Genomic DNA, 21,212 nt, shown 5'->3' with positions numbered 1-21,212 from the left:
TCCGCCTGAATCGCGATAACGTCGCGTCGACCATTATCGGGGGCTTTGATCAGAGTGTCGTTACTTGCGGGGGACGATGTTCGATGCTGCGCGTCGATGTGCTGCTGCTTGACCTTGTGATCGTGCTCGCCGCCGCGAAGCTCTTCGGCTGGCTGGCCAGGCGCCTCGGCCAGCCTCCCGTGATCGGCGAGATCGTGGCCGGCATCCTGCTCGGGCCCACCCTGTTCGGTCAGTGGATCGGCGACGACCTGTTCGGGCCGGACATGCGCCCCGCCCTCACCGCCCTCGCGGACGTGGGCCTCATCCTGTTCATGTTCGTGGTGGGCCTCGAACTCGACCAGAAGCTCGTGCGGGGCAAGGGCAAGGTGGCGGCCTCCGTCGCCCTCGGCTCCACGAGCGTGCCGTTCGCGCTCGGAGCGGTGCTCGCCCTCACCCTGGCCGCGGACCACGCGAACGGCAAGACCCTGCCGTTCGTGCTGTTCATGGGCGCCGCGATGTCGGCGACCGCGTTCCCCGTCCTCGCGCGCATCCTCACCGACCGCGAGATGCAGCGCACCACCCTCGGCGGGCTCGCGCTCGCCTCCGCCGCGGTCATCGACGTCCTGGCCTGGACCGCTCTGGCCGTCGTGGTCGGCATCGCGGGCGCCGAGGCGGCGAGCGGCCAGTGGCAGGTCCTGCTGGCCGTGCCGTACGCCGCGGTGATGTTCCTGGTGGTACGCCCCCTGCTGGCCAGGCTGGTCCCCGCCTTCGAGCGGGCCGGGCGCCTGACCCCGGGACTGCTTTCGCTGGTGCTCCTCGGCCTGATCGGCTCGGCGTGGGCGACCGAGTGGATGCACGTCCACTTCATCTTCGGGGCGTTCCTGTTCGGCGCGGTGATGCCCCGGGAGGGCGCCGAGCACCTCAACCACCAGATCCTCGAGCGCCTGGAGCAGCTGGCGGTCCTGCTGCTGCTGCCGATGTTCTTCGTGGTCTCCGGGCTGAGCGTCAACCTGCGGACGCTGACGGTGGGAAGCCTCGGCGTGCTCGCCGGGATCCTCGCGGTCGCGATCGGCGGGAAGCTGATCGGCTCCTACCTCGGGGCGCGGCTGCAGCGGGTGCCGTCCCGGCAGGCGGCCGCCCTCGCCACGCTGCTCAACACCCGGGGCCTGACCGAGATCGTCATCCTGTCGGTCGGCCTGCAGAAGGGCGTGCTCGACGGCGAGCTGTACTCGCTGATGGTGCTCATGGCCCTGCTCACCACCGCGATGACCGGGCCGCTGCTGCGCCGCGTCTACCCCGACCGGCGGATCGCCAGGGACATCGCCGAGGCCGAGCGCGCCGCGCTGGGCGTGACCGCCGCCTACCGGGTGGTGACGGTGATCCCTGGGCATCCGGCGGACGCCGGGCCGCTCGCGGAGCTGGCCGCCGACCTGGCGAGCGCCAAGGCGCCGGCGGAGGTGGTGCTCATCCACCTGCAGCCGTACCCGCAGGGGCGCCAGAAGGTCACCACCGGGCTGTTCACCGAGCTGGCCGACATGACCGAGACGCTCGGCGCGCTGGAGGCCCTGGCCGCCGGCGTGCGCCGGCGCGGCGTGGAGGCGCGCGTGGTGAGCCGGTTCTCGGCCGACCCCGCCGGCGAGCTGCCCGCTCTGGCGGCGAGCGCGCGGCCCGACCTGGTGGTGGTGCCCCGGGAGGCCCCCGGGTACGAGCGGATCGTCGCCGAGGCGACCTGCCGGACCGTCACCGTCCTGCCGGAGGCGTACGCCGCCGGCGGGCCGGTGGCCGTGCACCACGGCCCGGGGGACGCCGCCGCCCATGTCGCCCTGCAGTTCGCGCTCGCGAGGTCCCGGCCGCTGCTCGTGCTCGGCCGCGGCAAGGGCACGTCCCTCGCCCAGCGCCTGGCCCGGCTGGGCGTCGACGCGGCCTCGGCCGCCGAGGCGCCGCCCGAGGCGTTCGTGGTCGCGCACGAGAGCGTCGCGCCTCCGGGTGCCCACCTGCTGGTGCGCGCCGAGCAGGACGCCGATCCGGTCGACTGGTCGGCGGTCGTTCCCGCGAAGGTCTGAGCGGCGGCGCCCCGCCCGCTCGCCCCGCCCGCTCGCACGGCGGCCGAGGCACCGTAAGGCGGATCCCCCCTGTCCACCGGACCCGTGCGGGCCGGCGTACAGGGGGATCGGCGCGGGCCCGGTCAGCCCTTGCGGTGGGACTCGTAGCGCATCGTGCGGGACACCCCGACGCGCACGGTCGTGCCGGGCAGGATGGGCACCGGCTCGTTCGGCGGGATGTCGTAGAAGTTCGGGTCGCCGGGCGGCTGCACCTGGGTGCCGTTGACCGAGCCGAGGTCGATGAGGTTGACGTCCCACCCGTCGAGCCGCACCCGCAGGTGGCGGCGGGAGACCGAGCCGTCGGGGCTGGTGACCCTGGCGGGGCGCGCCTCGCCCGAGGTGACCTCGGGGGCCCGTTCCGGGTCGCGCCCGAGCAGGTAGTCGCTGTCGAGGCGCAGCGTCAGGCCGTCGTCGAGCAGCAGCACCCCGAGCGGCGGCCGCTCCCCCTTGTACGGCACGAGCGTGCGCTGCACCAGGGCGATGCCGCAGACCGCGCAGTAGGGCACGCGGGGGTCGTTGAAGTGGTCGTTCTTGCAGTCGACGCCGTAGACCATCGGCCGGCTGAGCGGCTCGGGGGCCGGACCGGCCTCGGTGGGCTCCATCAACGGGTCGGCGGCCCCGGGCTGCTCCTCGGCCCCGTCGATCAGCAGGAACGACTCGAAATCCGGCGCCTCGCCCTGGGCCGCTCCCGGAGGCTCCATGGCCGCCATGTCGGGGTCGGTGACCAGGGCCGGTGACTGCTCGTAGTGCCCCATCGGGGCGGGAGAGGGGTCGGCGGGCGGCTCATGGGTGACGGGGGGAGGCGGCGGGATGACGGGAAGCGGCGGGGGCTCGATCGGGTGGCGGGGCGCCTCGGCCGCCGGCGGCCCGGACATGAACGGCGCGTGCCCCATCGAGGCGGCCTCGGAACGGGCTTGCGCGGACTCCATCGCCGGCGGGCCTGACGGCTCCCGCGCCATCGCCGGGCCCGGGGACGGCTCGGAGGTCATAACCCCGCGCGGGCCCCTCGCGGGCTCCGCGGACATGCCCGCCATCGGGCCGCCTCCCTGCCCGAAGTCGCAGGTGACACCGCCGCCGGGGATCACGCCCGCGTCGAGCCGCGCCCGCCCGATCGGCGTGCCGGCGTCGGGCAGGCGCAGCTCCACGAAGTCCACCGGGCCGGGGACCAGGCGGTCGGTCCAGGTCAGGGCGTCCTTGCCGTCGAGCCGCACGTCGGTGCCCGGCCCCGTGATGGACGCCTGCGCGTCACCGCTGACCAGCACCGCGATGCCGCCGCCCGCCCGGCCGGCGAGGGCGCAGGCGATCGGCTCGGCCGTCATCGACCGCGCGAGGATCTGGGCGGCGCGCCGGGCCAGCGCCCTGCCGTCCCCGCCCGCGGCGGCGGTCTCCTGGACCGCCGCCAGCAGCTCCTCCGCGACGGCGTCGGCCGCGTCGCACACCAGCAGCAGGCCGCCCACATGGGCGATCAACCCGTTGCCGGGAAGTGGACGCACCACCCCCACGCCTAGCTCCGTCACAGAACTCTCCCTCCCCGAAAACGCCACCGGATGAACGGCACCCGCATCGGACCGTTGGACACCAGCCAAACACAGATCCAGACGACGACGAACTGCGTCCAGAAGGCCGAGGCGGGCGGGACGGGGTCGATGAGGCTGCCGATGGCACCGGACCGTAGCAAAAAGAACAGCAGAAGTCCTTCTGGGACCAATGTGAGCAGACCGAACAGGGTGGGCCAGTCCTTCTCCCACCGGAACTGCATGAGGAAGTGGTAGATCAGCTCCCACACGACGCCCAGCACCGCGACCGCCGCGAGGACGAGGAACGCGACGCGGTAGTCCTGCGAGAGCGGCCCGGACAGGCCGGGCAGCACGGGCACGATCAGCGCCGTGACCACCACGCCCACGGTGGCGAGAAGGAACAGCCGCGTCTGGATGCGGCCGAACAGGGTTGGAACCACGGGGGGAGTCTCCTTAGACGGCCTTGTTGAAAGCCCACTTGAACCACTGGGAGGTCGAGCGCAGCGGGCCCATCTTGCGGCAGAACCCGCGCCTCGACAGGTCGTCGGCGATCTCCTGGGCCGCGATCTGCAGGCCGAGGAAGGTGTCGACGCCGGGGAAGTAGCCGCCGAGGGTGGCCGAACCGGAGGCGTAGAGCGCTCCGTCGCCGCTGGCGGTGCCCTTGATCTCGAAGTGGCGCTCGACCTCAAGGCGCCCGACCGGGTTGCGGTAGGCCCCGCCGAACCGCAGCAGGTCGGCGAAGATCCGGTGCTCGGCGATGTCGGCCTCGAGCCCCGTGCAGTCGATGATGTAGTCGGAGACGGGCTCGCGGACGGTGCCGTCCTTGCTGCGCACGTAGCTCAGCATGCGCCCGTCGGGGGCGCGCTCGACGCGCTCGACGGTGCCCTGGACGGCGTGGTAGTAGCCGCCACTGCGCCCGGCGCGCATCTGCTCCTGCCAGTGCCGGCGCCAGGGGGTGTTGGTGCCGCCCATCTCCTTGTACTTCTGGGCGCGGGCGGGCCCCTCGAGCTTGCGCATCTCGGCCTTGAGCTGGCCGCCCCACACCGACTTGGGATAGTTGAAGCCCTGGTAGGCCCAGCCGTCGCCGCCCTTGCGCCTGGACCAGATGTGCGGGCCGTGGGAGCCGGTGACGAACGTGCGGAAGATGTGGATGATCTGCGTCTGCAGCCCGAACTTCTCGCGGTCGTCGAACAGCCGCTGGAGCACGCGGGAGGCGACGATGCCGCCGCCGCGGATCACCACGGTGCCGGGGCGGGTCTTGAGGAACTCGTAGACCTGCTCGTGCGGCTCGTAGGCGTTCACCACGTGCTGGTAGTCGCCGTGCTTCTGGCGGAACTCCTGCAGGTCGGGCAGGAACTTCAGGCCGGGGTAGCCGATGGCGATGTGCACGAAGCGGGACCGGAAGACGATGCGCTTGGTGGGCGCCGTGCCCTCCGGCGGCGTCACCACCGTGAAGTAGCCGCCGCCCGCCCTGCGGCGGACCATGCGGACCTGGCCCTTGACCAGCATGTCCCAGTAGTTGATGCGCTTGGCCTCGCGCTCCAGGTTGCGGAACACCGTGCCGGCCCGGGGCGTCCAGTAGTCGTTGAGGATGGGCTCGGTCGCGATCTGGAAGAGGAAGAGGGGGTTCTTCTCGCGCCAGGCCTCCTCCAGGGCGTAGGACGGGAAGCCCCACAGGTTGTCGGGCCGCGAGGAGGAGTCGGAGCGGATGCGCTCGGGCCTGGGGATCTGCGAGCATCTGGTGAGGAACTCGTAGGTCTGCCACGGGTGGTCGATGTTCGACACGACGCGCATCTGGGAGGTGGGGACCCCGTAGACGCGCAGGTAGTCGAGCGTGACGAACGACCCGATCCCGCCGCCCACGGACAGGAAGGGGATGTCGTACATGGGGATGCCCGCCGCGGCGACCATCTGATCACTCCACTCGGGCGCGCCGAGCAGCTCCGGGGTGAGATCACCAGTGGCGGGGGGTGTTTGAGGCGTAGCCAATGCGAACGTTCCTAACATGCCTGGCCGACGAACACTGATCGGCTGATCAGAACAGTAGTGTGGGCCCGCGCGGAAGACGAGTGGGACATAGCGGGAGATCTTCCCCTGCGTGTTCCCGGCCGGCCCCCGTGGCGTGCGCCACTGATCAGACGCCTGACCGGCACCTGAGGTTCGCCTGGACGCATCATCCGGCGGTCGGCCTTATGTCAGGGAAGTCCGGCGGGCACCCGGCGAGGAGCCGCCCGCTTCGACGCCGGGCGGGTCAGACCCCGGAGAAGACGCGGTTCACGTCCGCGGTGACCAGGACGCCGTAGACGTCACCGCCGCGCTCCACCAGGAGGTACTCCCCGGAGGGGGCCTCGCGCATGGCGTCGATCAGGGATTCGCCCGCCAGGTCGGCCGGGAGCACCAGCGACGGCTCCAGGGTGCGGGACAGCGAGCCGACGGTCACCCAGGGGCGCCGGTGCTCGGGCGTGGCGGCCACGGCCGCCTCGTTGACGATCGCGGTGGGGTGCCCGTCGTGGTCGACGACCACCATGGCGCCGGCCTGCGCCTCGCGGGCCCGCCGCATGGCCTCGGCCAGCGGCACCTCGGGGGTGACGGGGATGGCCCGCCTGGCGAGCGTGCGGGCCTGAAGCTGCGGCATGCGGGCGCGCACCTTGGCCACCTGCAGCGACTGGCTGGCCCCGACCCAGATGAACGAGGCCAGCAGCACCGACCAGAGCAGCGAACCCCAGTCGGGCTCCTGACCGGGCAGCAGCGACAGCCCCAGCGTGCCGACGACCAGGGCGACGGCCAGCCCCCGGCCGAACCAGGCGGCGGCCGCCGTGCCGGTGATGGGGTTGCGGGTGAGCTTCCACACACCCGCGCGCAGCATGCGGCCGCCGTCGAGCGGCAGGCCGGGCAGCAGGTTGAACACCCCGACGATGGCGTTGGAGAACCAGAGCTGCCAGACCAGGACGTGCAGGATGGTCTGCTCGGGGATGACCATGCTCGCGGCGAAGCCGATCCCGGCCAGGCCCAGCGAGAGCAGCGGGCCCACGAAGGCCACCAGGAACTCCCTGGCCGGCGTCTCGGGCTCGCGCTCGATCTCGGAGACCCCGCCGAGGAGGTAGAGGGTGATACGGCGCACCGGAAGCCCGAAATAGCGGGCCATCACGCAGTGCGCGAGCTCGTGGAGCAGCACCGAGACGTACAGGAAGACGGCGAACACGAAGGCGACCAGGTAGGTGGTGAGCGTGCCCCTGCCGGGCAGGCTGTTCGCCACCACGGGCTGGAAGGTGTAGGTGATGAACGCCGCGACGATCAGCCAGGTCGGCGAGACGTAGACGGGGATGCCGAAAGGCCTTCCCATGCGCAGCCCAGGAGACGCGGGGCGTTGCGGGGTCTGGGTGCTCATGATTGTCGTCTTCCCTCCTTGTGCCTCGATGCTACGCGCCCTGGAGGGATGTACGGCCGATCACGTGCACGCCTTCGGCCTAAAGTGTCGGCGGGCTGACCTACAGTTCCGGCATGAGCATTTCGGAGCCGCCCGCGATCATCGGCACCCTCTCTCCCTCCCGCGCGGGTGACTTCATGACATGTCCGCTGCTCTACCGCTTCCGCGTGATCGACCAGCTGCCCGAGCGGCCCTCACCCGCCGCCGTGCGCGGCACGCTCGTCCACGCGGTGCTGGAGCGGCTGTACGACCTGCCGGCCGACGAGCGCACCGTCGCCTCGGCGCAGGCCCTGCTCGACCCGCAGTGGTCCCGCCTGCTGGAGCGGTCGCCCGAATACTCGACGCTGTTCGAGGACGACACCGAGCACGAGCGCTGGATCGGCCAGGCGCGGCAGATGCTCGAACGCTACTTCGCCCTGGAGGATCCCCGCCGCCTGGAGCCCGCCCAGCGGGAGCTCTACGTCGAGGCGGTGCTCGACAGCGGGCTGATGCTGCGGGGCTACATCGACCGGCTCGACGTGGCGCCCACCGGCGACGTGCGCGTGGTCGACTACAAGACCGGCAGCGCGCCGGGCCGCGACTTCGAGGCCAAGGCGCTGTTCCAGATGAAGTTCTACGCCCTGGTCCTGTGGCGCCTGCGCGGCACGGTGCCCCGGCTGCTCCAGCTGATGTACCTCGGCAACGGCGAGATCGTCCGTTACGCCCCCGACGAGGCCGACCTGCGGGCCACCGAGCGCAAGGTGCAGGCGCTCTGGGAGGCCATCGAGCGGTCGCTCACCACCCGTGAGTGGCGCGCCCGCCGCAGCAAACTCTGCGATTGGTGCGATTACCAGGCCCTGTGCCCCGAGTGGGGCGGCACTCCCCCGCCGGTCCCCGACCGCCGCCCCGGCGACACCACCCGCGGCTCCCGCCGCGCCGCCACCGACGAGCTCTGACCGCGGCGGCCCTCATTCCCCGCTGACGGCCTGCCACTCCTCGTCCTGCAGGGGCGGCAGGCCGAGCGCGGCCGCCGCCTCGTCGAGTTGCTGCCGGTCGAGGCTCCAGGAGATGATCAACCCCGCGGCCTGCCGCCGGCGGCGCTCGGCGCCCACCAACTCCGACACCGTCTCGCGCACGCGTCTCACGGTCTCCAGGTTGGCGTGCCGCTGCCCCTCGGGGATCTCGGCGTGCTCATGTGCGGAGTAGATCACCGGCCGCCCCCCGCTCCTCGCCGCACTGGACTCCGTCCGCCCGCACGCTCACGATGATGCTGTGGCATGTTCGTCATCGCCTCCGCCGTTCACCCGGCCATCGCCCGCTCGCCTCTTCCAGACTGCCGCCCGGCGACTACGAACGGTACCCATCCGCCTCCATTGCGTATCCGACACTTTGTGTGTAAAGACTTGTGGAAGACGTTAGGAGAGTCGTAGCACCCGACGAACGGAGCCAGGATGCCCGCCCCCCGAGAGCTCGACCCGGCTGCCTCCGCCCAGGCACTCTTCGGCTATGAGCTGCGACGGCACCGCACCACGGCCGGCTGGACGATGGACCAGCTCGCGCAGAAGATCTGCTTCTCCGTGGCCCTGGTGGGCATGGTGGAGAACGCCAGGCGCAGCCCATCACGCGATTTCGCCGAGCGCTGCGACAAGGCCCTGCAACTCGACGGCGCCCTGATCAGGCTGTGGCCGTTCATCAACCGCGCGTCCACCCCGCCCTGGTTCCGTCCCTGGCTGGAGGTGGAGCGCGAGGCCGGCACGCTGCACACCTGGGAGCCGCTCGTCGTGCCCGGGCTGCTCCAGACCGAGGAGTACGCCCGCGCGATCCTGCTCGGAGAGCCCCGGGTGACCCCCGAGGAGGTCGAGGAGCAGGTGACGGCCCGCATGGACCGCCAGCGCATCTTTGAGCGCCCGGAGCCGCCCATGTTATGGGCGGTGCTCGACGAGGCGGTGCTGCACCGGCCGATCGGCAGCGCGCGGGTGATGGCGGCGCAGCTCGATCGCCTGCTCGAGGCCGGCGCCCTGCCCTGCGTCACCATCCAGATCCTTCCCCTCAGCGCGTTCTCCACCACCGGTCTCGAAGGGGGGTTCATTATCGCCCAGACCCGCGGCCTGCCCGATACCGTGTACCTCGAATCCGCGGGTCACGGCCAGGTCGTCGAGCGGGCGGCGGAGGTCGAAGAGCTCACCGTGAGGTACGAAGTGATCCGCGCTGAGGCGCTCCCCCAGCGCGCGTCGCTCGAGTTGATCAGGGAGACGATTGAGCGATGGACCATCTGAAGGACGAGCTACGCGAAGCGGCATGGTTCAAGTCCCCCTATTCCGGGAGCAGCGGCGGCAACTGTGTCGAGATCGCCCGCCTGTCCGGCGGGCGGGTCGGCGTACGCGACAGCAAGCATCCGGCCGGCCCCGCACTGGTCTTCGCGGCCAGTGAGTGGACCCGCTTCCGCCACGGCGTCAAGGAGGGCCTCTTCGGCATCTGACCCGGCGCCCGGTCCGTACGGGCACCCGCGTGGCCGTACGGACCGCATCTAGCGAACGGGTGGGATGTTGCCCTCTTCGATCCACTTGGCCAGCAGCCGCAGGCCCTCGGCCGACGGCGACCCCGGCTCGGTGGTGTAGACGTACAGGGTCTGCTCGGGTCCCTCCGCAAGCGCCAGCGTGTGATAGGTGAGGGTTATCCGCCCGACGATGGGGTGGTTGTAGCGCTTGACCCCCATGATCCGTTGTGGGCGCGCCTGGGCCCGGACGGCGGCAGGAGCTTCGTCCTGGCGGCTCCCCGCCGCCTGAACGCGCGCCCGCCGCCGGAACACGCCCGCGCGTCCTTCCGCGGGATGAGGACGATATCCATCCTCAGCAGGGTGGCGGGCAGCGAAGACGTCCTAAATTGAGAGGGTGCGCACCACCCCCGGCAGTCCGCGAGCTTGGTTGAGAACCCATCCCGTGGTCGGCGACTCGGCTCTCGCGCTGGTCCTGACGGGGCTGTCGATCACCACCGCCGTCCTCGCCGGCACCGGCACCCCCTCCGCCGGGCACGGCCCGATCAGGGCGGCGGACGCCCTGAGCCTCGCCCTCATCACGCTGACGTGCCTGCCGCTGGCGCTGCGCAGACGCTGGCCGTTCGTCCTCCTCTGGCTCGCCGAACTCCCGCAGATCGCCCTGGCCGCGCTGAACTACGACGGCGGGCTCACCGGGCTGGTGTCGCTCATCCTGCTCTACACCGTGGCGGCCTACCGCGGCCTTGCGCTCAGCCTCGTGGCCGCCGCGGTCGCTTCCTTCGCCTACGTCACCTCCCTGATCCTGGCGCACGACCCGGGCGGCTGGCCCCAGCAGACGGTGGTCGCCGTGGTGGCGCTGGCCGTGTGGGTGGTGGGGCGCTCGGTCCGGCTGCGCCGGGCCTACCTCGCCGAGCTGGTGGACCGCGCCGAGCGGCTGGAGCGGGCCAGGGAGTCCGACACGCGGGCCGCCCGTGCCGAGGAGCGGTCACGCATCGCCCGTGAGCTGCACGACGTGGTGGCCCACCACGTGAGCGTGATGACGGTGCAGGCCGCCGCCGCCCGCAAGGTGCTGGACACCCGCCCGGAGGCCGCCAAGGACGCCCTGATGGCCATCGAGGAGATGGGCAGGACCGCGATGCGGGAGATGCGGGGCATCGTCGGGGTGCTGCGCACCGACGGCGAGAGCGGGGAGCTGGCGCCGCAGCCCGGCATGGGCGACCTGCCCGTGCTGGTCGACCAGATGCGCGAGGCGGGGCTGCGGGCCCAGCTCTGGATCGAGGGCGAGCGGCAGGTGCTCCCCCCGGGCATCGACCTGGCCGCCTACCGCCTGGTCCAGGAGGCGCTGACCAACAGCCTGCGGCACGCGGGGCCCGCGGCGCGGGCATGGGTGACCGTCCGCCACGACCCGGGCGAGCTCCTGGTCCAGGTGGAAGACGACGGGCGCGGCGGGAACGGGCGGCTCGCCCGTGGCCCGGAGGATCGGCCCGGTCACGGTCTGGTGGGCATACGCGAGCGTGTCGCCCTTTATGGTGGAATCCTGCGGATCGGCCCACGACAGGGGGGCGGATTCGAGGTCCGGGCCCGATTCCCCCTCAAGGACTGACACACATGACTATCAGGGTGTTGCTGGTCGACGACCAGCCGCTTCTGCGCACCGGCTTCCGGCTCATCCTGGAGGCCGAGCCCGACATCACGGTGGTCGGTGAGGCGGGCAACGGGTCCACGGCGCAGGACCAGTCACGGGCCCTGCTGCCGGACGTGGTCCTCATGGACATCCGCATGCCCGGCGTGGACGGCATCGACGCCACCCGGCGCATCGTGCGCGAGGCCGCCCCCGGCGCCCACGTGCCGCGCGTCCTGGTCCTGACCACCTTCGACCTGGACGAGTACATCGTCGAGGCGCTGCGCGCCGGCGCGAGCGGGTTCCTGCTGAAGGACGTGCCGCCCGACGAACTGGTGCAGGCCATCCGGGTCGTGGCCGCCGGGGACGCCATCGTCGCGCCCAGCGTCACCAGGCGGCTGCTGGACAAGTTCGCCAGCCGGCTGCCCTCCGCCCACCAGCAGGCCACCCCCGCCCGCGTCCACCGGCTGACCGAGCGCGAGCTGGAGGTGCTGCGGCTCATCGCCAAAGGCATGTCCAACGCCGAGATCGCCGCCGAGCTGGTGGTCAGCGAGACGACCGTGAAGACCCACGTGGGCAACGTGCTGACCAAGCTGGCGCTGCGCGACCGCGTGCAGGCCGTGGTCCTGGCCTACGAGACGGGTCTGATCACCCCGGGCGCCATCCCCTGACAGCGCGCCCCGAGGCCGGCCCCCCTTCACCGCGGGCCGGCTCTCCCATCCGCCGCAGGCCGGCTCTGCCGACCGCCGGAGGGCCGGCCGCGGGCACGGCGATGCGAGCACGTACCCGCGTGACGGTCCGCGTCAGGCGGGGACGGCGGTCCCGGCGTCGCCGGGCACGGCGTCCTTCGGGGCGTTCTCCGGGAAGTGGCAGGCGACCTGGTGGCCGGTGGCCAGCTCCGCGAGGGGCGGCTCCACGGTCTTGCAGATCTCCTGGGCCTTCCAGCAGCGGGTGTGGAAGCGGCAGGCCGACGGCGGGTTGAGCGGGCTCGGCACGTCGCCCTGGAGCCGGATGCGCTCGCGCTCGGTGCGCCGTTTGACGTCGGGGACGGGCACGGCCGACAGGAGCGCCGTGGTGTACGGGTGCATCGGCGCCTCGTACAGGGCCTGCCGGTCGGCGATCTCGACGATCTTGCCAAGGTACATGACGGCGACCCGGTCGCTGATGTGCCGGACCACCGACAGGTCGTGCGCGATCACGACATAGGTGAGGTCGAGCTCGTTCTGCAGGTCCTCCAGCAGGTTCACGACCTGGGCCTGGATGGACACGTCCAGCGCCGACACCGGCTCGTCGGCGATGATCAGCTTGGGCTTGAGCGCCAGCGTCCTCGCGATGCCGATGCGCTGCCGCTGGCCGCCGGAGAACTCGTGCGGGTAGCGGTTGTAGTGCTCGGGGTTGAGCCCGACCAGCTCCAGGATGTCCTGCACGGCCTTCTTGGTGCCGTGCTCGGTCTTCACGCCCTGGATGCGGAACGGCGCGCCCACGATGGCGCCCACGGTGTGGCGCGGGTTGAGCGAGCTGTAGGGGTCCTGGAAGATCATCTGCATGTCGCGGCGCAGCGGCCGCAGGGCGCCCTGGGACATGTGGGTGATGTCCCTGCCCTCGAAGACGACCTTCCCGCCGGTGGGCTCCAGCAGGCGGGTGATCAGGCGGCCGGTCGTGGTCTTGCCACACCCCGACTCCCCCACCAGGCCGAGCGTCTCGCCCTTGACGACGTCGAACGACAGCCCGTCCACGGCCTTGACCGCCCCGACCTGGCGCTTGATCAGCCCCTTGGTGATCGGGAAGTGCTTCTCCAGGCCCTGAACGGACAGCAAGGGCTCGGGCGACTCGCTCACACGGACTCCAGGTTGGGCTTGATCTCGTTCTCCCAGATGGCGCGCCGTTCCTCCCGCGGCAGGTGGCATCGCACCAGGTGCCCGCCCTCGGTCTCGAGGAGCTCGGGCACCTGCGTATTCGCCTTGCCGCCCGTACGGCCCTCGAAGGCGCAGCGGGGGTGGAAGGCGCAGCCGGAGGGCACGTTGATCAGGGACGGCGGAGTGCCCTTGATGGGCATCAGCCGCTCGGTGCGCGCGCGGTCGAGCCGCGGCATCGAGCCGAGCAGGCCCCAGGTGTAGGGGTGCTCGGGCCGCTCGAAGATGTCCTCGGCGGTGCCGTACTCGATGCACTTGCCGCCGTACATCACCAGGATGTCGTCGGAGAGCTCGGCGACCACGCCGAGGTCGTGCGTGATGATGATCAGCGCGGAGTTGAACTCCTGCTGCAGGTCGCGCATCAGGTCGAGGATCTGCGCCTGGACGGTCACGTCCAGGGCGGTCGTCGGCTCGTCGGCGATCAGCAGTTCGGGGTCGCATGAGAGCGCCATGGCGATCATGGCGCGCTGGCGCATGCCGCCCGAGAACTCGTGCGGGTAGCTGTCGATGCGCCTCTCGGGCTGCGGGATGCCGACCCGGCCCAGCATGTCGATGGCATGCTTGCGGGCCACCGCCTTGCTGACGTGATGGTGGATCCGGTACGCCTCGACGATCTGCGCGCCCACCGTGTAGTAGGGGTGCATGGCCGACAGCGGATCCTGGAAGATCATCGCCATCTTCTTGCCGCGCAGCGTCCGCACGTGCTCCGCGCTCGCGGAGACCAGCTCCTCACCGTCCAGCCAGATCTCGCCGGAGATCATGGCCCGGCCGCCCTTGTGCAGGCCGAGGATCGCCAGGCTCGTGACGCTCTTGCCCGAACCCGACTCGCCCACGATGCCGAGGGTCTTGCCGCGCTCCAGCTTGAAGGTGAGCCCGTCGACCGACTTGACCAGGCCGTCGTCGGTCGGGAAGTGGACGCGCAGGTCGTTCAGCTCGAGAAAGCTCATGTGAGCCTCACTCTCGGGTCGACCACCGCGTACAGCAGGTCGACGACAAGGTTGGCAAGGACGACGAAGAACGCGGTGACCAGCACGACGCCCATGACCTTCGGCAGGTCCTGGCTCGTGATCGCGTCGATGGCGTACTTGCCGATGCCCGGCAGGGAGAAGGTGCTCTCGGTGAGCACCGCGCCGCCCATCAGCAGGCCGAGGTCGAGGCCGAAGATGGTCAGGATCGGGGTGAGCGCGCCGCGCAGGCCGTGTTTGAAGACGACCACGCGTTCGGTGAGGCCCTTCGCCCTGGCCGTGCGTATGTAGTCCTCGTTCATCGTCTCAAGCATGCCTGATCGTGTGAGCCGCGCGTACCCGGCGGCGTACAGGAAGGCCAGCGTGATCCAGGGCAGGAGCAGGCTGTACGCCCACTGGACGGGGTTGGTGAAGAACGGGGTGAAGCTGCCGCCCGGCGCGGTGATCGCGAAGGGACGGCCGTAGCTGAACAGCACCAGCGACACGATGCCGGTGAAGAAGATGGGGAGTGACACCCCGGCCAGCGCGATGCTCATCGACGCCCGGTCGAAGAAGCTGCCGCGTCTCAGGGCCGAGACGACGCCGGTCGCCACGCCGGCGATGAGCCAGATCACCGCCGCGCCTAGGGCGAGCGAGATGGTGACCGGCAGCCGGGTGAGCAGGTCGGGCCACACCGGCAGGCGGGTGAGGAAGGAGTACCCGAGGCACGGCGCGGGGCAGCGCTCGACACCGGGACCGTAGTTGTAGTCGGCGCCCACGACGATGCCCTTGGCGAACCGGCCGTACTGCACGATCAGCGGATCGTTGAAGCCGAGCCGCTCAGCGGCGATCTTGACCTGCTCGGCGTTGGCGGTACGGCCGACGTACCGTGCGGCGAGGCTGTCCGAGGTGGCGCCCGCCAGGCGGGGCACCAGGAAGAAGATGGCAAAGGTGGTCATGCTCACGATGGCGAGCATGACGACACCCCAGATCAGGCGCCGGATGATGTATGTGACCACAGTCCCCCCGGCTCCGGGGGCCGGCCGGTCGGCCGGCCCCCTGCCGCGTTCACGTGTCTATCGGATCTATCGGTTTACCTGGTGGCGCGGACCTGCTACTGCAGGCCCATGCTGAGGTAGTCGTACATGCCGGTCGCCTCGCTGTAGAAGACGTTCGTCACGCCCTTACCACGAATCAGCAGGCTCTTGGCCCAGATGCCGGGAAGGATGTACGCGTCGTCCATGACCTTCTGGTCGATCTGGCCCCAGATCGGCTCGCGCTTGGCGACGTCGGTCTCCAGGGAGGCCTGGTCGAGCAGCTTGTCGACCTCGGGGTCGCGGACGCTGATGTTGGACGAGCCGCCGGTCTCACGGATCACGCGGCTGTCGACCATCTGCTGCAGGAAGCCGTAACCGTCGGGCCAGTCGGCACCCCAGCCGTTGACGGCCAGGCCCAGCTTGTTGTCCTTGGCGTAACCGGGCTTGCCGGCGTACAGGGCGAAGTAGTCGGCCTGCGGGAACGGCTTCAGCGTGAGCTTGATGCCGACCTTGGCCAGGGACTGCTGCAGCGCCTCGGCGGTGGCCTTCTCCTTCGGGCGCTCGGCCCGGTAGGAGATGTTGGTCTCGAAGCCGTTCGGCTGGCCACAGGCCGTCAGGGCCTCCTTGGCCTTGGTGACGTCACCGTGGTTGTCCGCACCCGCCGGGTAGGGGTTGATGTCCTGGTGGCCGGGGATGCCGGGGGGCAGCAGGCTCGTCGCGATCTGGCCACCGGAGAACTCGCCTCCGTAGGCGGTCTGGTAGGCGACCTTGTCCGCGGCGTACTCGACGGCCTTGCGGCAGTCGAGGTTGTCCAGCGGCTTCACGTTGCCGTTGATCGACGTGTACCACAGACGAGTGATCGTCGGGTTGTCCGTGTTGGCCTTCAGCGCCGGGTCGGTCAGCACGCGGCCGAGCGTGGCCGGCTGGGCGCCGGTGCCCGCGATGTCGACGTGCAGGTCACCCGAGAGGAGCCGGTTGTCGATGTCGTCGGCGTTGACGTTGGTCGTGACCTCGTAGCCGTCGGGCAGAGCCTTGCGGTTCGGGTCGGAGGCCGCGTCCCACTGGTCGTTGCGGACCAGGTTGAAGCCCTTGCCGATCTCGTTCTTGTCGAACTTGTACGGGCCCGAGGAGATCACGTGCTCCTTGTACTTGGCGCCCGTGTCCTTGGCCTCCGGAACCGGGATCGTCGCCGGGAGCTGCGCGAAGTAGTCGAAGCCGCTGTAGGCCTGCTTCAGGTGGAAGACGATCGTCTGGTCGTCGGGGGTCTCGATCGCCTTGTCGGTGTTGACGCCCTTGGACTTGTAGGGACCCTTGTAGTCCTTCGGCAGGTCCAGGGTGTCGTTGAAGTAGGTGTACCCGTCGGGGAACACCTCCTTGTCCAGCGACCGCAGGACGCCGTACTTCACGTCCTTGGAGGTGATCGGCGTGCCGTCCTCGAACTTGACGCCCGCCCGCAGCTTGTAGGTCCACGTCTTGGCGTCGTCGCTCGGAACGCCCAGGGTCTCGGCGAGGTCGGGGACCAGCTGGGTGCTCTCCTTGCCGGGGGCCGGCTTGAACATCACCAGAGAGCGGCCGTACAGCCGGATGAAGTTCCAGGAGTAGCCGTAGTAGGTGTCGGCCGGGTCGAGGGAGTCCCAGTCACCCGCGTTGGCGAACTTGAGGATGCCGCCCTTCTTGTCGGAAGGGTTGAACACCTGCGTGAGTGCGGCGTTGAACTCTGCCTTCGCGCCACCACCGGCCGGCGCCGAGCCGGACTGGCTCGGCGTCGCCGCGCCGCCGCCGCCACAGGCGGACAGCCCCAGGGCGAGAACCGCACCCAGGGCGGTCACCCCCAGCGTGGTTTTTCTCTTCATGTACAAACCCCTTGTTGTCGGAGCCAGGGAACTTACGGGGGAATCAGGTGGAGCTCATCGTGCCCTCGGGTCGAGGGCGTCGCGAAGACCGTCACCGAGCAGGTTGAAGGCGAGCACGGTGATGAAGATCGCCATACCGGGGAAGAACATGAAGTGCGGGATCGTGTAGAACCGCACGGCGTCGGACAGCATGCCGCCCCAGGTCGCGGTAGGCGGGCGCACGCCCACGCCGAGGAAGGACAGCGCCGCCTCGAACACGATGTTGGTCGGGATCAGCAGCGTGGCGTAGATCAGGATCGGCGCCATGAGGTTGGGCAGCATCTCGCGGAAGATGATGTACGGGCCCCGGGCGCCCAGGCTGCGGGCCGCGTCGATGAACTCCCGCTCGCGCAGCGACAGCGTCTGACCGCGCATGATGCGGCCGATGTAGGGCCAGTTGAAGAAGCCGATGATGAAGACCAGCAGCGAGACGCGCAGCGCGTCGCCGGAGAGGCCGAACGCCGAGTCGGGCACGATGCCGGCCAGCGCGATGGCGAAGACCAGCAGCGGGAAGGCGAGGAAGACGTCCATCGCCTTGCTGATCACCGAGTCGACCCAGCCGCCGAGGTAGCCGGCCATGACGCCGAGGATGGTGCCGATCGCCACCGACAGCAGCGTGGCGAGGAAGGCGATGAGCAGCGAGATGCGGGCGCCGTAGACGATGCGGCTGAACAGGTCGCGGCCGTTGACCGGCTCGACGCCGAACAGGTGGTCCCAGCCGATGCCGGTGCCGTCCTTGGGCGCCAGCGTCTCGGAGCTGATGAGGTCCTGGTTGAAGTCGTTAGGGGGATGCCCGAGCCAGCCGACGATCAGCGGGGCGAAGACGGCCACCAGGATCAGGAAGATCACTACGCCGGCGCCGGTGAGCGCCACCTTGTCCCGTTTGAGGCGCATCCATGCGATCTGACCAAGCGATCGCCCCTGGATCGCCTTGCCCTGCGCCCCGGCCAGAACGGCTTCCGGCGCGGCCTCGAGCTCCGTGCCGGAGACGTCGAGCGGTGCGGTCATAGTTGTCGGCCCCCTGGATCCCAGACGACTTTGTCTGTGCGATGTGCCACCCGCCGCCGGTGGCCGCAGGTGTCGCCCATCTTTACGGGCAGGCCGCAGGTGTACGGCCCCCGGACGCAGAATCTATGTGCTGAGCTGCACTGACCAGTACCTAAGGGCGCTATGTGGCTCAACTGTGATTCATGCGAAATTCATTCGTGTTGATCTTGGACCGAATGTCGGAGGCATGTTTCGGTTGTGTCCCGGAACTGTGACACGGCGCTCGGAGTCTCGACGGCATAGGCGCAGCGGGGCCGGAGGGCCGCGCGCCCGGCACGGCGAGGCGGGAAGATCATGGCCCGGACCACGTGATCGCCGATCCTATCCAGGCCGCCCGGGACCGCAGTGGCGGATCTTGAAGCCTGAGACGTCGTTATCCGAACGTAATGCGCCCCGGCTCCGTATCTCTCGTGATGGCGCACGCCATACGGGGCGAGGCCGGCGGCAAGGAGCATCGATGATCGGACCTCCGAGGGGACACCGGACCATGTCGTGGGAGCTCGCGTGCGACCGGGCGGCGGTCGCCGGGGCCCGGCGACTGGTACGCCGGACGCTCACCGGCTGGGGACTGCCCCACCTCTCGGACGAGGTGATCCTCATCGTCAGCGAGCTGGTCACCAACGCCGTCGCGCATGGCGCTCCTCCGATACGGCTGACGCTGCACGCCGGCGCCGGAGTGCTCCGCGGGGAGGTCATCGACCACGGCCCGGAGCGCCCGCACCGGCTCGACGCGGCGGCGGACGCCTGCCACGGGCGAGGCCTGATGATCGTAGACGCCCTCGCCGACCACTGGGGCGCCACCCCTTCCCCCCACCCCCCTGGACCTCCCGCCCAGGATGCCCACCGCCCCGGACCCGGCGACCCGGACTCTCATCCTGGGTCCAACAGCCCGGACCCCCACCGCCTTGGACCCACCGGCCCGGATCCCACCCATCCGAACCCCGCCGGTCCGAGCCCGTCCGGCAAGACGGTCTGGTTCACCCGCCGTCTCCTCGACGGGGAGCGGCCCGTTCCTTCCGGCGAACACCCCGGTCCAGACGAGCGCCCGGCCCGCGTGTCGGAGCGGTTCCCTTAGCGGGTGCCCGCGAACGCTCCCGCGGGGTGTCAGCGCGTCAGCTGATGCCCCGGCGCTTGAGGATCTCCTCGATGTCGGACAGGTCGTCGTCGGCCGGTGCGGCGGGCTTGGCCTGCAGTGGACGCCGGAGCGGCTGAGTCGCGCCGGGGGTCGGCGTCGCGCCCGCACCGGCCGCGGCACCCGCGCCCGGTGCGCCCGCCTGGGCCCGCTCCGCGCGGCGGCTCTTCGCGCCGCCCGCTGCGCCTCCGCGCCTCCTGCGCAGGACCCCGGAGACCAGGAACAGCAGCGCCGACAGGCCGGCCACGATCACCCCGGCCCAGACCGTCGGCGAGAAGACCAGGCCGGTGACGAAGCCGACCACGGCCGTGCCGGCCTGCCAGAGGGCCGGGAGCGCGCCGGTGAGGTAGGCGGCCAGCGGGATCAGGGACCACGCGGCGCCACGCAAGCCCGCGCCCGCGCCCCTCCTGCGGAACGCCAGGAAGCTCAGCACCAGCCCCGCTGCTGTCACCCCCGCGCACAGCGGCAACCAGGCGATCTGGTCGAAGGACATAACGGCTCGCCCCCTTTGTCATTGCTTACCGTTCCATCCTGGCACGCGCACGAGCGGTGGCCCCTCCTCCCAAAGGATGGCCCATCCCCCGGCCCTCAGCATGATCCCTCCCCTACCCACCACAGGGTCCACCCCTGACCCCGCGGCCCGACGGGTCACCCACCGCACAACGGCGCCGACCCCGCCGTACCACCTCCCACCGCCACGGCGCCGAACGCCCCACCACCCGGGGGGCCCAAGGGAACCGGCCGCCCCACCACCCGGGGGGCCGGAAGGGAACCGGGCACCCATCTCCGGGGCCCGAAGGGAACCGGCTGCTCCAGTCGCCGGGAGCGTTTGGTGGGTTGGGCGGGGGAGTTCGTGGGGGGTTAGGAGAGGACGAGGTTTTGGAGGGTGGGCAGGTCGATTTGTTTGAGGGAATCGACGACGAGGCGGCGGGGGGCGGGTGGGATGGGGACGACGCTGGGGATGGCGACGACGGCGCAGCCCGCGGCCGTGGCCGCCGCGACGCCGGTCGGTGAGTCCTCCAGGACGGCGCATCGCGCGGGGTCCACGCCGAGGACTCTCGCCGCTCTCAGGTAGGGCTCGGGGTCGGGTTTGAACCGCTCGACGTCGTCACCGGTCACCACGACGTCGAAGTAGCCGCGCCCGATGCCGGCGAGCACGGCGTCCGCCATCAGGCGGGAGGAGGAGGTGACCAGGCCCGTGGGCAGGCGAGACGTGCGGACCTCGGCCAGGAGCTCGGCGGCTCCCGGCATCATCTCGAAGCCGTCGGCGAGCAGGCCGAGGACGGTGTCGAGCATCCAGGCCTCGATCTCGTCGGGATGCCTGTCGGATCCGCTCACCCTGAGCATGTAGTCGACGGTCGCCGGCATGGAGCCGCCGACCAGGTTCTCCTGGTCGGCTGTGGTCCACCCGGCGCCGAGGCGCCGCATCACCGATGACTCGGCTCGAAACCAGAGCTTTTCGGTGTCGACGAGGGTCCCGTCCATGTCGAAGAAGACCGCGTCCACTCATCCCCCTGACGACACCCGCATGTACACAGCAGACGGTACCGGCTTCTCCGCCCAGGTCAGACGTTGAAGTATTTGGCTTCGGGGTGGTGGACGATCAGGGCGGAGGTGGCCTGTTCGGGATGCAACTGGAACTCCTCCGACAGGCTCACCCCGATCCGGGCCGGGTCCAGCAACTCGAACAACTGCCGCTGGTCCTCCAGGTTCGGACACGCCGGATACCCGAACGAGTACCGGCAACCGGTGATGTTGACCTTCAACATGTCGGCCAGCGACTCATCCCCGCCGATGCCCAAGTCGCCCCGCACCCGGGCATGCCAGTACTCGGCCAGCGCCTCGGTCAACTGCACCGACAACCCATGCAACTCCAGATAATCGCGGTAGGCGTCCTTGGCGAACAACTCCGCCGTCGCCTCCGAGATCCGGCTGCCCATGGTGGCCACCTGGAACGCCACCACATCCACCTCACCGCTGTCACTGCCCCGGAAGAAATCGGCCAGGCACAGATGCCGGTCCCGCCGCTGCCGCGGGAAAGAGAACCGGGTCCGCTCATTCCCGGTCTTCTCATCCAGGATGATCAGATCATCGCCGTCGGACACACACGGGAAATACCCATACACCA

General features: G+C 70.4%; 21 protein-coding genes. 7 read left to right on the top strand and 14 right to left on the bottom strand.

All coding sequences use genetic code 11. The annotated features are described in order from the left end of the window. Positions 1 to 83 precede the first annotated feature (83 nt). Complete coding sequence (locus tag MYF83_RS24815) at positions 84 to 2,042, top strand: cation:proton antiporter domain-containing protein (RefSeq protein WP_248963101.1); 1,959 nt, start codon at positions 84 to 86, stop codon at positions 2,040 to 2,042. A gap of 122 nt (positions 2,043 to 2,164) precedes the next feature. On the opposite strand, the gene MYF83_RS24810 is transcribed toward MYF83_RS24815, so the two are convergent. The 4 genes from MYF83_RS24810 to MYF83_RS24795 all read right to left on the bottom strand — a co-directional run bounded on the left by MYF83_RS24810 (position 2,165) and on the right by MYF83_RS24795 (position 6,986). Beyond that, on the bottom strand, positions 2,165 to 3,598 hold the full coding sequence (locus tag MYF83_RS24810; RefSeq protein ID WP_248963100.1) for an FHA domain-containing protein: 1,434 nt from the start codon (positions 3,596 to 3,598) through the stop codon (positions 2,165 to 2,167). Continuing rightward, positions 3,595 to 4,038 carry a hypothetical protein gene (locus MYF83_RS24805; protein WP_248963099.1) on the bottom strand — a complete coding sequence of 148 codons (444 nt, stop codon included), beginning with the start codon at positions 4,036 to 4,038 and terminating at the stop codon, positions 3,595 to 3,597. Before MYF83_RS24805 ends, MYF83_RS24810 begins: the two co-directional genes overlap by 4 nt. 13 nt (positions 4,039 to 4,051) lie before the next feature. Further along, positions 4,052 to 5,587 carry a hypothetical protein gene (locus MYF83_RS24800; RefSeq protein ID WP_248963098.1) on the bottom strand — a complete coding sequence of 512 codons (1,536 nt, stop codon included), beginning with the start codon at positions 5,585 to 5,587 and terminating at the stop codon, positions 4,052 to 4,054. A gap of 262 nt (positions 5,588 to 5,849) precedes the next feature. Next, positions 5,850 to 6,986, bottom strand: a complete 1,137-nt coding sequence (locus tag MYF83_RS24795; RefSeq protein WP_248963097.1) for a site-2 protease family protein — start codon at positions 6,984 to 6,986, stop codon at positions 5,850 to 5,852. 113 nt (positions 6,987 to 7,099) lie between these two features. Here MYF83_RS24795 and MYF83_RS24790 point away from each other — a divergent pair, with 113 nt between their 5' ends. After that, entirely contained in the window at positions 7,100 to 7,960 is an 861-nt protein-coding gene (locus MYF83_RS24790) for a RecB family exonuclease (RefSeq protein ID WP_248963096.1), read from the top strand. A gap of 12 nt (positions 7,961 to 7,972) precedes the next feature. Here the strand turns inward: MYF83_RS24790 and MYF83_RS24785 are convergent, their stop codons facing one another. Further along, on the bottom strand, positions 7,973 to 8,215 hold the full coding sequence (locus MYF83_RS24785) for a hypothetical protein (protein ID WP_248963095.1): 243 nt from the start codon (positions 8,213 to 8,215) through the stop codon (positions 7,973 to 7,975). 240 nt (positions 8,216 to 8,455) lie between these two features. Between MYF83_RS24785 and MYF83_RS24780 the strand changes: the two genes are divergently transcribed. Both MYF83_RS24780 and MYF83_RS24775 read left to right on the top strand, forming a co-directional pair. Then, complete coding sequence (locus MYF83_RS24780; RefSeq protein WP_248963094.1) at positions 8,456 to 9,280, top strand: helix-turn-helix domain-containing protein; 825 nt, start codon at positions 8,456 to 8,458, stop codon at positions 9,278 to 9,280. Further along, complete coding sequence (locus tag MYF83_RS24775) at positions 9,268 to 9,483, top strand: DUF397 domain-containing protein (protein ID WP_248963093.1); 216 nt, start codon at positions 9,268 to 9,270, stop codon at positions 9,481 to 9,483. Before MYF83_RS24780 ends, MYF83_RS24775 begins: the two co-directional genes overlap by 13 nt. Positions 9,484 to 9,531: 48 nt before the next feature. On the opposite strand, the gene MYF83_RS24770 is transcribed toward MYF83_RS24775, so the two are convergent. Continuing rightward, entirely contained in the window at positions 9,532 to 9,813 is a 282-nt protein-coding gene (locus tag MYF83_RS24770; protein WP_248963092.1) for an MmyB family transcriptional regulator, read from the bottom strand. A 115-nt stretch (positions 9,814 to 9,928) separates the two neighbouring features. On the opposite strand from MYF83_RS24770, the gene MYF83_RS24765 reads away from it, so the two are divergent. Both MYF83_RS24765 and MYF83_RS24760 read left to right on the top strand, forming a co-directional pair. After that, positions 9,929 to 11,101, top strand: a complete 1,173-nt coding sequence (locus MYF83_RS24765; RefSeq protein WP_248963091.1) for a sensor histidine kinase — start codon at positions 9,929 to 9,931, stop codon at positions 11,099 to 11,101. A gap of 5 nt (positions 11,102 to 11,106) precedes the next feature. Beyond that, complete coding sequence (locus tag MYF83_RS24760; protein ID WP_248963090.1) at positions 11,107 to 11,790, top strand: response regulator; 684 nt, start codon at positions 11,107 to 11,109, stop codon at positions 11,788 to 11,790. A 132-nt stretch (positions 11,791 to 11,922) separates the two neighbouring features. On the opposite strand, the gene MYF83_RS24755 is transcribed toward MYF83_RS24760, so the two are convergent. The 5 genes from MYF83_RS24755 to MYF83_RS24735 all read right to left on the bottom strand — a co-directional run bounded on the left by MYF83_RS24755 (position 11,923) and on the right by MYF83_RS24735 (position 17,913). Next, a complete protein-coding gene (locus MYF83_RS24755; protein WP_308201498.1) occupies positions 11,923 to 12,957 on the bottom strand; it encodes an ABC transporter ATP-binding protein in 1,035 nt (344 codons plus the stop codon). After that, complete coding sequence (locus tag MYF83_RS24750; protein WP_248963089.1) at positions 12,954 to 13,979, bottom strand: ABC transporter ATP-binding protein; 1,026 nt, start codon at positions 13,977 to 13,979, stop codon at positions 12,954 to 12,956. The genes MYF83_RS24755 and MYF83_RS24750 overlap by 4 nt, the downstream gene beginning before the upstream one ends. Further along, positions 13,976 to 14,995: an ABC transporter permease gene (locus MYF83_RS24745; protein ID WP_248963088.1), complete on the bottom strand. Its 1,020-nt coding sequence runs from the start codon at positions 14,993 to 14,995 to the stop codon at positions 13,976 to 13,978. Before MYF83_RS24745 ends, MYF83_RS24750 begins: the two co-directional genes overlap by 4 nt. A 95-nt stretch (positions 14,996 to 15,090) precedes the next feature. Then, on the bottom strand, positions 15,091 to 16,866 hold the full coding sequence (locus MYF83_RS24740) for an ABC transporter substrate-binding protein (RefSeq protein ID WP_248963087.1): 1,776 nt from the start codon (positions 16,864 to 16,866) through the stop codon (positions 15,091 to 15,093). Between the two features lie 54 nt (positions 16,867 to 16,920). Beyond that, positions 16,921 to 17,913, bottom strand: a complete 993-nt coding sequence (locus MYF83_RS24735; RefSeq protein ID WP_248963086.1) for an ABC transporter permease — start codon at positions 17,911 to 17,913, stop codon at positions 16,921 to 16,923. Between the two features lie 496 nt (positions 17,914 to 18,409). Between MYF83_RS24735 and MYF83_RS24730 the strand changes: the two genes are divergently transcribed. Beyond that, on the top strand, positions 18,410 to 19,027 hold the full coding sequence (locus MYF83_RS24730) for an ATP-binding protein (RefSeq protein WP_248963085.1): 618 nt from the start codon (positions 18,410 to 18,412) through the stop codon (positions 19,025 to 19,027). A gap of 37 nt (positions 19,028 to 19,064) precedes the next feature. On the opposite strand, the gene MYF83_RS24725 is transcribed toward MYF83_RS24730, so the two are convergent. From MYF83_RS24725 to MYF83_RS24715, 3 genes are all read right to left on the bottom strand, one after another. Further along, positions 19,065 to 19,577, bottom strand: coding sequence for a cellulose synthase (locus MYF83_RS24725; RefSeq protein ID WP_248963084.1), 513 nt, complete (start codon positions 19,575 to 19,577; stop codon positions 19,065 to 19,067). A 368-nt stretch (positions 19,578 to 19,945) separates the two neighbouring features. Then, entirely contained in the window at positions 19,946 to 20,590 is a 645-nt protein-coding gene (locus tag MYF83_RS24720; protein WP_248963083.1) for an HAD family hydrolase, read from the bottom strand. Between the two features lie 59 nt (positions 20,591 to 20,649). After that, the coding region (locus tag MYF83_RS24715; protein WP_279340003.1) for a vitamin B12 dependent-methionine synthase activation domain-containing protein at positions 20,650 to 21,212 on the bottom strand (563 nt) is incomplete at its 5' end.

It is taken from the genome of Sphaerisporangium perillae (assembly GCF_023276435.1).
GTDB classification, from domain to species: Bacteria; Actinomycetota; Actinomycetes; order Streptosporangiales; family Streptosporangiaceae; genus Sphaerisporangium; species Sphaerisporangium perillae.
Note: the sequence above shows the minus strand (reverse complement) of the source record. Positions and strands in the feature narration are given on the sequence as shown.

Coding starts and splice junctions, on each gene's coding strand:
- MYF83_RS24780 (WP_248963094.1), top strand. CDS start 8,456: ATGCCCGCCCCCCGAGAGCTCGACCCGGCTGCCTCCGCCCAGGCACTC.
- MYF83_RS24730 (WP_248963085.1), top strand. CDS start 18,410: ATGATCGGACCTCCGAGGGGACACCGGACCATGTCGTGGGAGCTCGCG.
- MYF83_RS24775 (WP_248963093.1), top strand. CDS start 9,268: ATGGACCATCTGAAGGACGAGCTACGCGAAGCGGCATGGTTCAAGTCC.
- MYF83_RS24790 (WP_248963096.1), top strand. CDS start 7,100: ATGAGCATTTCGGAGCCGCCCGCGATCATCGGCACCCTCTCTCCCTCC.
- MYF83_RS24725 (WP_248963084.1), bottom strand. CDS start 19,577: ATGTCCTTCGACCAGATCGCCTGGTTGCCGCTGTGCGCGGGGGTGACA.
- MYF83_RS24750 (WP_248963089.1), bottom strand. CDS start 13,979: ATGAGCTTTCTCGAGCTGAACGACCTGCGCGTCCACTTCCCGACCGAC.
- MYF83_RS24815 (WP_248963101.1), top strand. CDS start 84: ATGCTGCGCGTCGATGTGCTGCTGCTTGACCTTGTGATCGTGCTCGCC.
- MYF83_RS24760 (WP_248963090.1), top strand. CDS start 11,107: ATGACTATCAGGGTGTTGCTGGTCGACGACCAGCCGCTTCTGCGCACC.
- MYF83_RS24740 (WP_248963087.1), bottom strand. CDS start 16,866: ATGAAGAGAAAAACCACGCTGGGGGTGACCGCCCTGGGTGCGGTTCTC.
- MYF83_RS24735 (WP_248963086.1), bottom strand. CDS start 17,913: ATGACCGCACCGCTCGACGTCTCCGGCACGGAGCTCGAGGCCGCGCCG.
- MYF83_RS24795 (WP_248963097.1), bottom strand. CDS start 6,986: ATGAGCACCCAGACCCCGCAACGCCCCGCGTCTCCTGGGCTGCGCATG.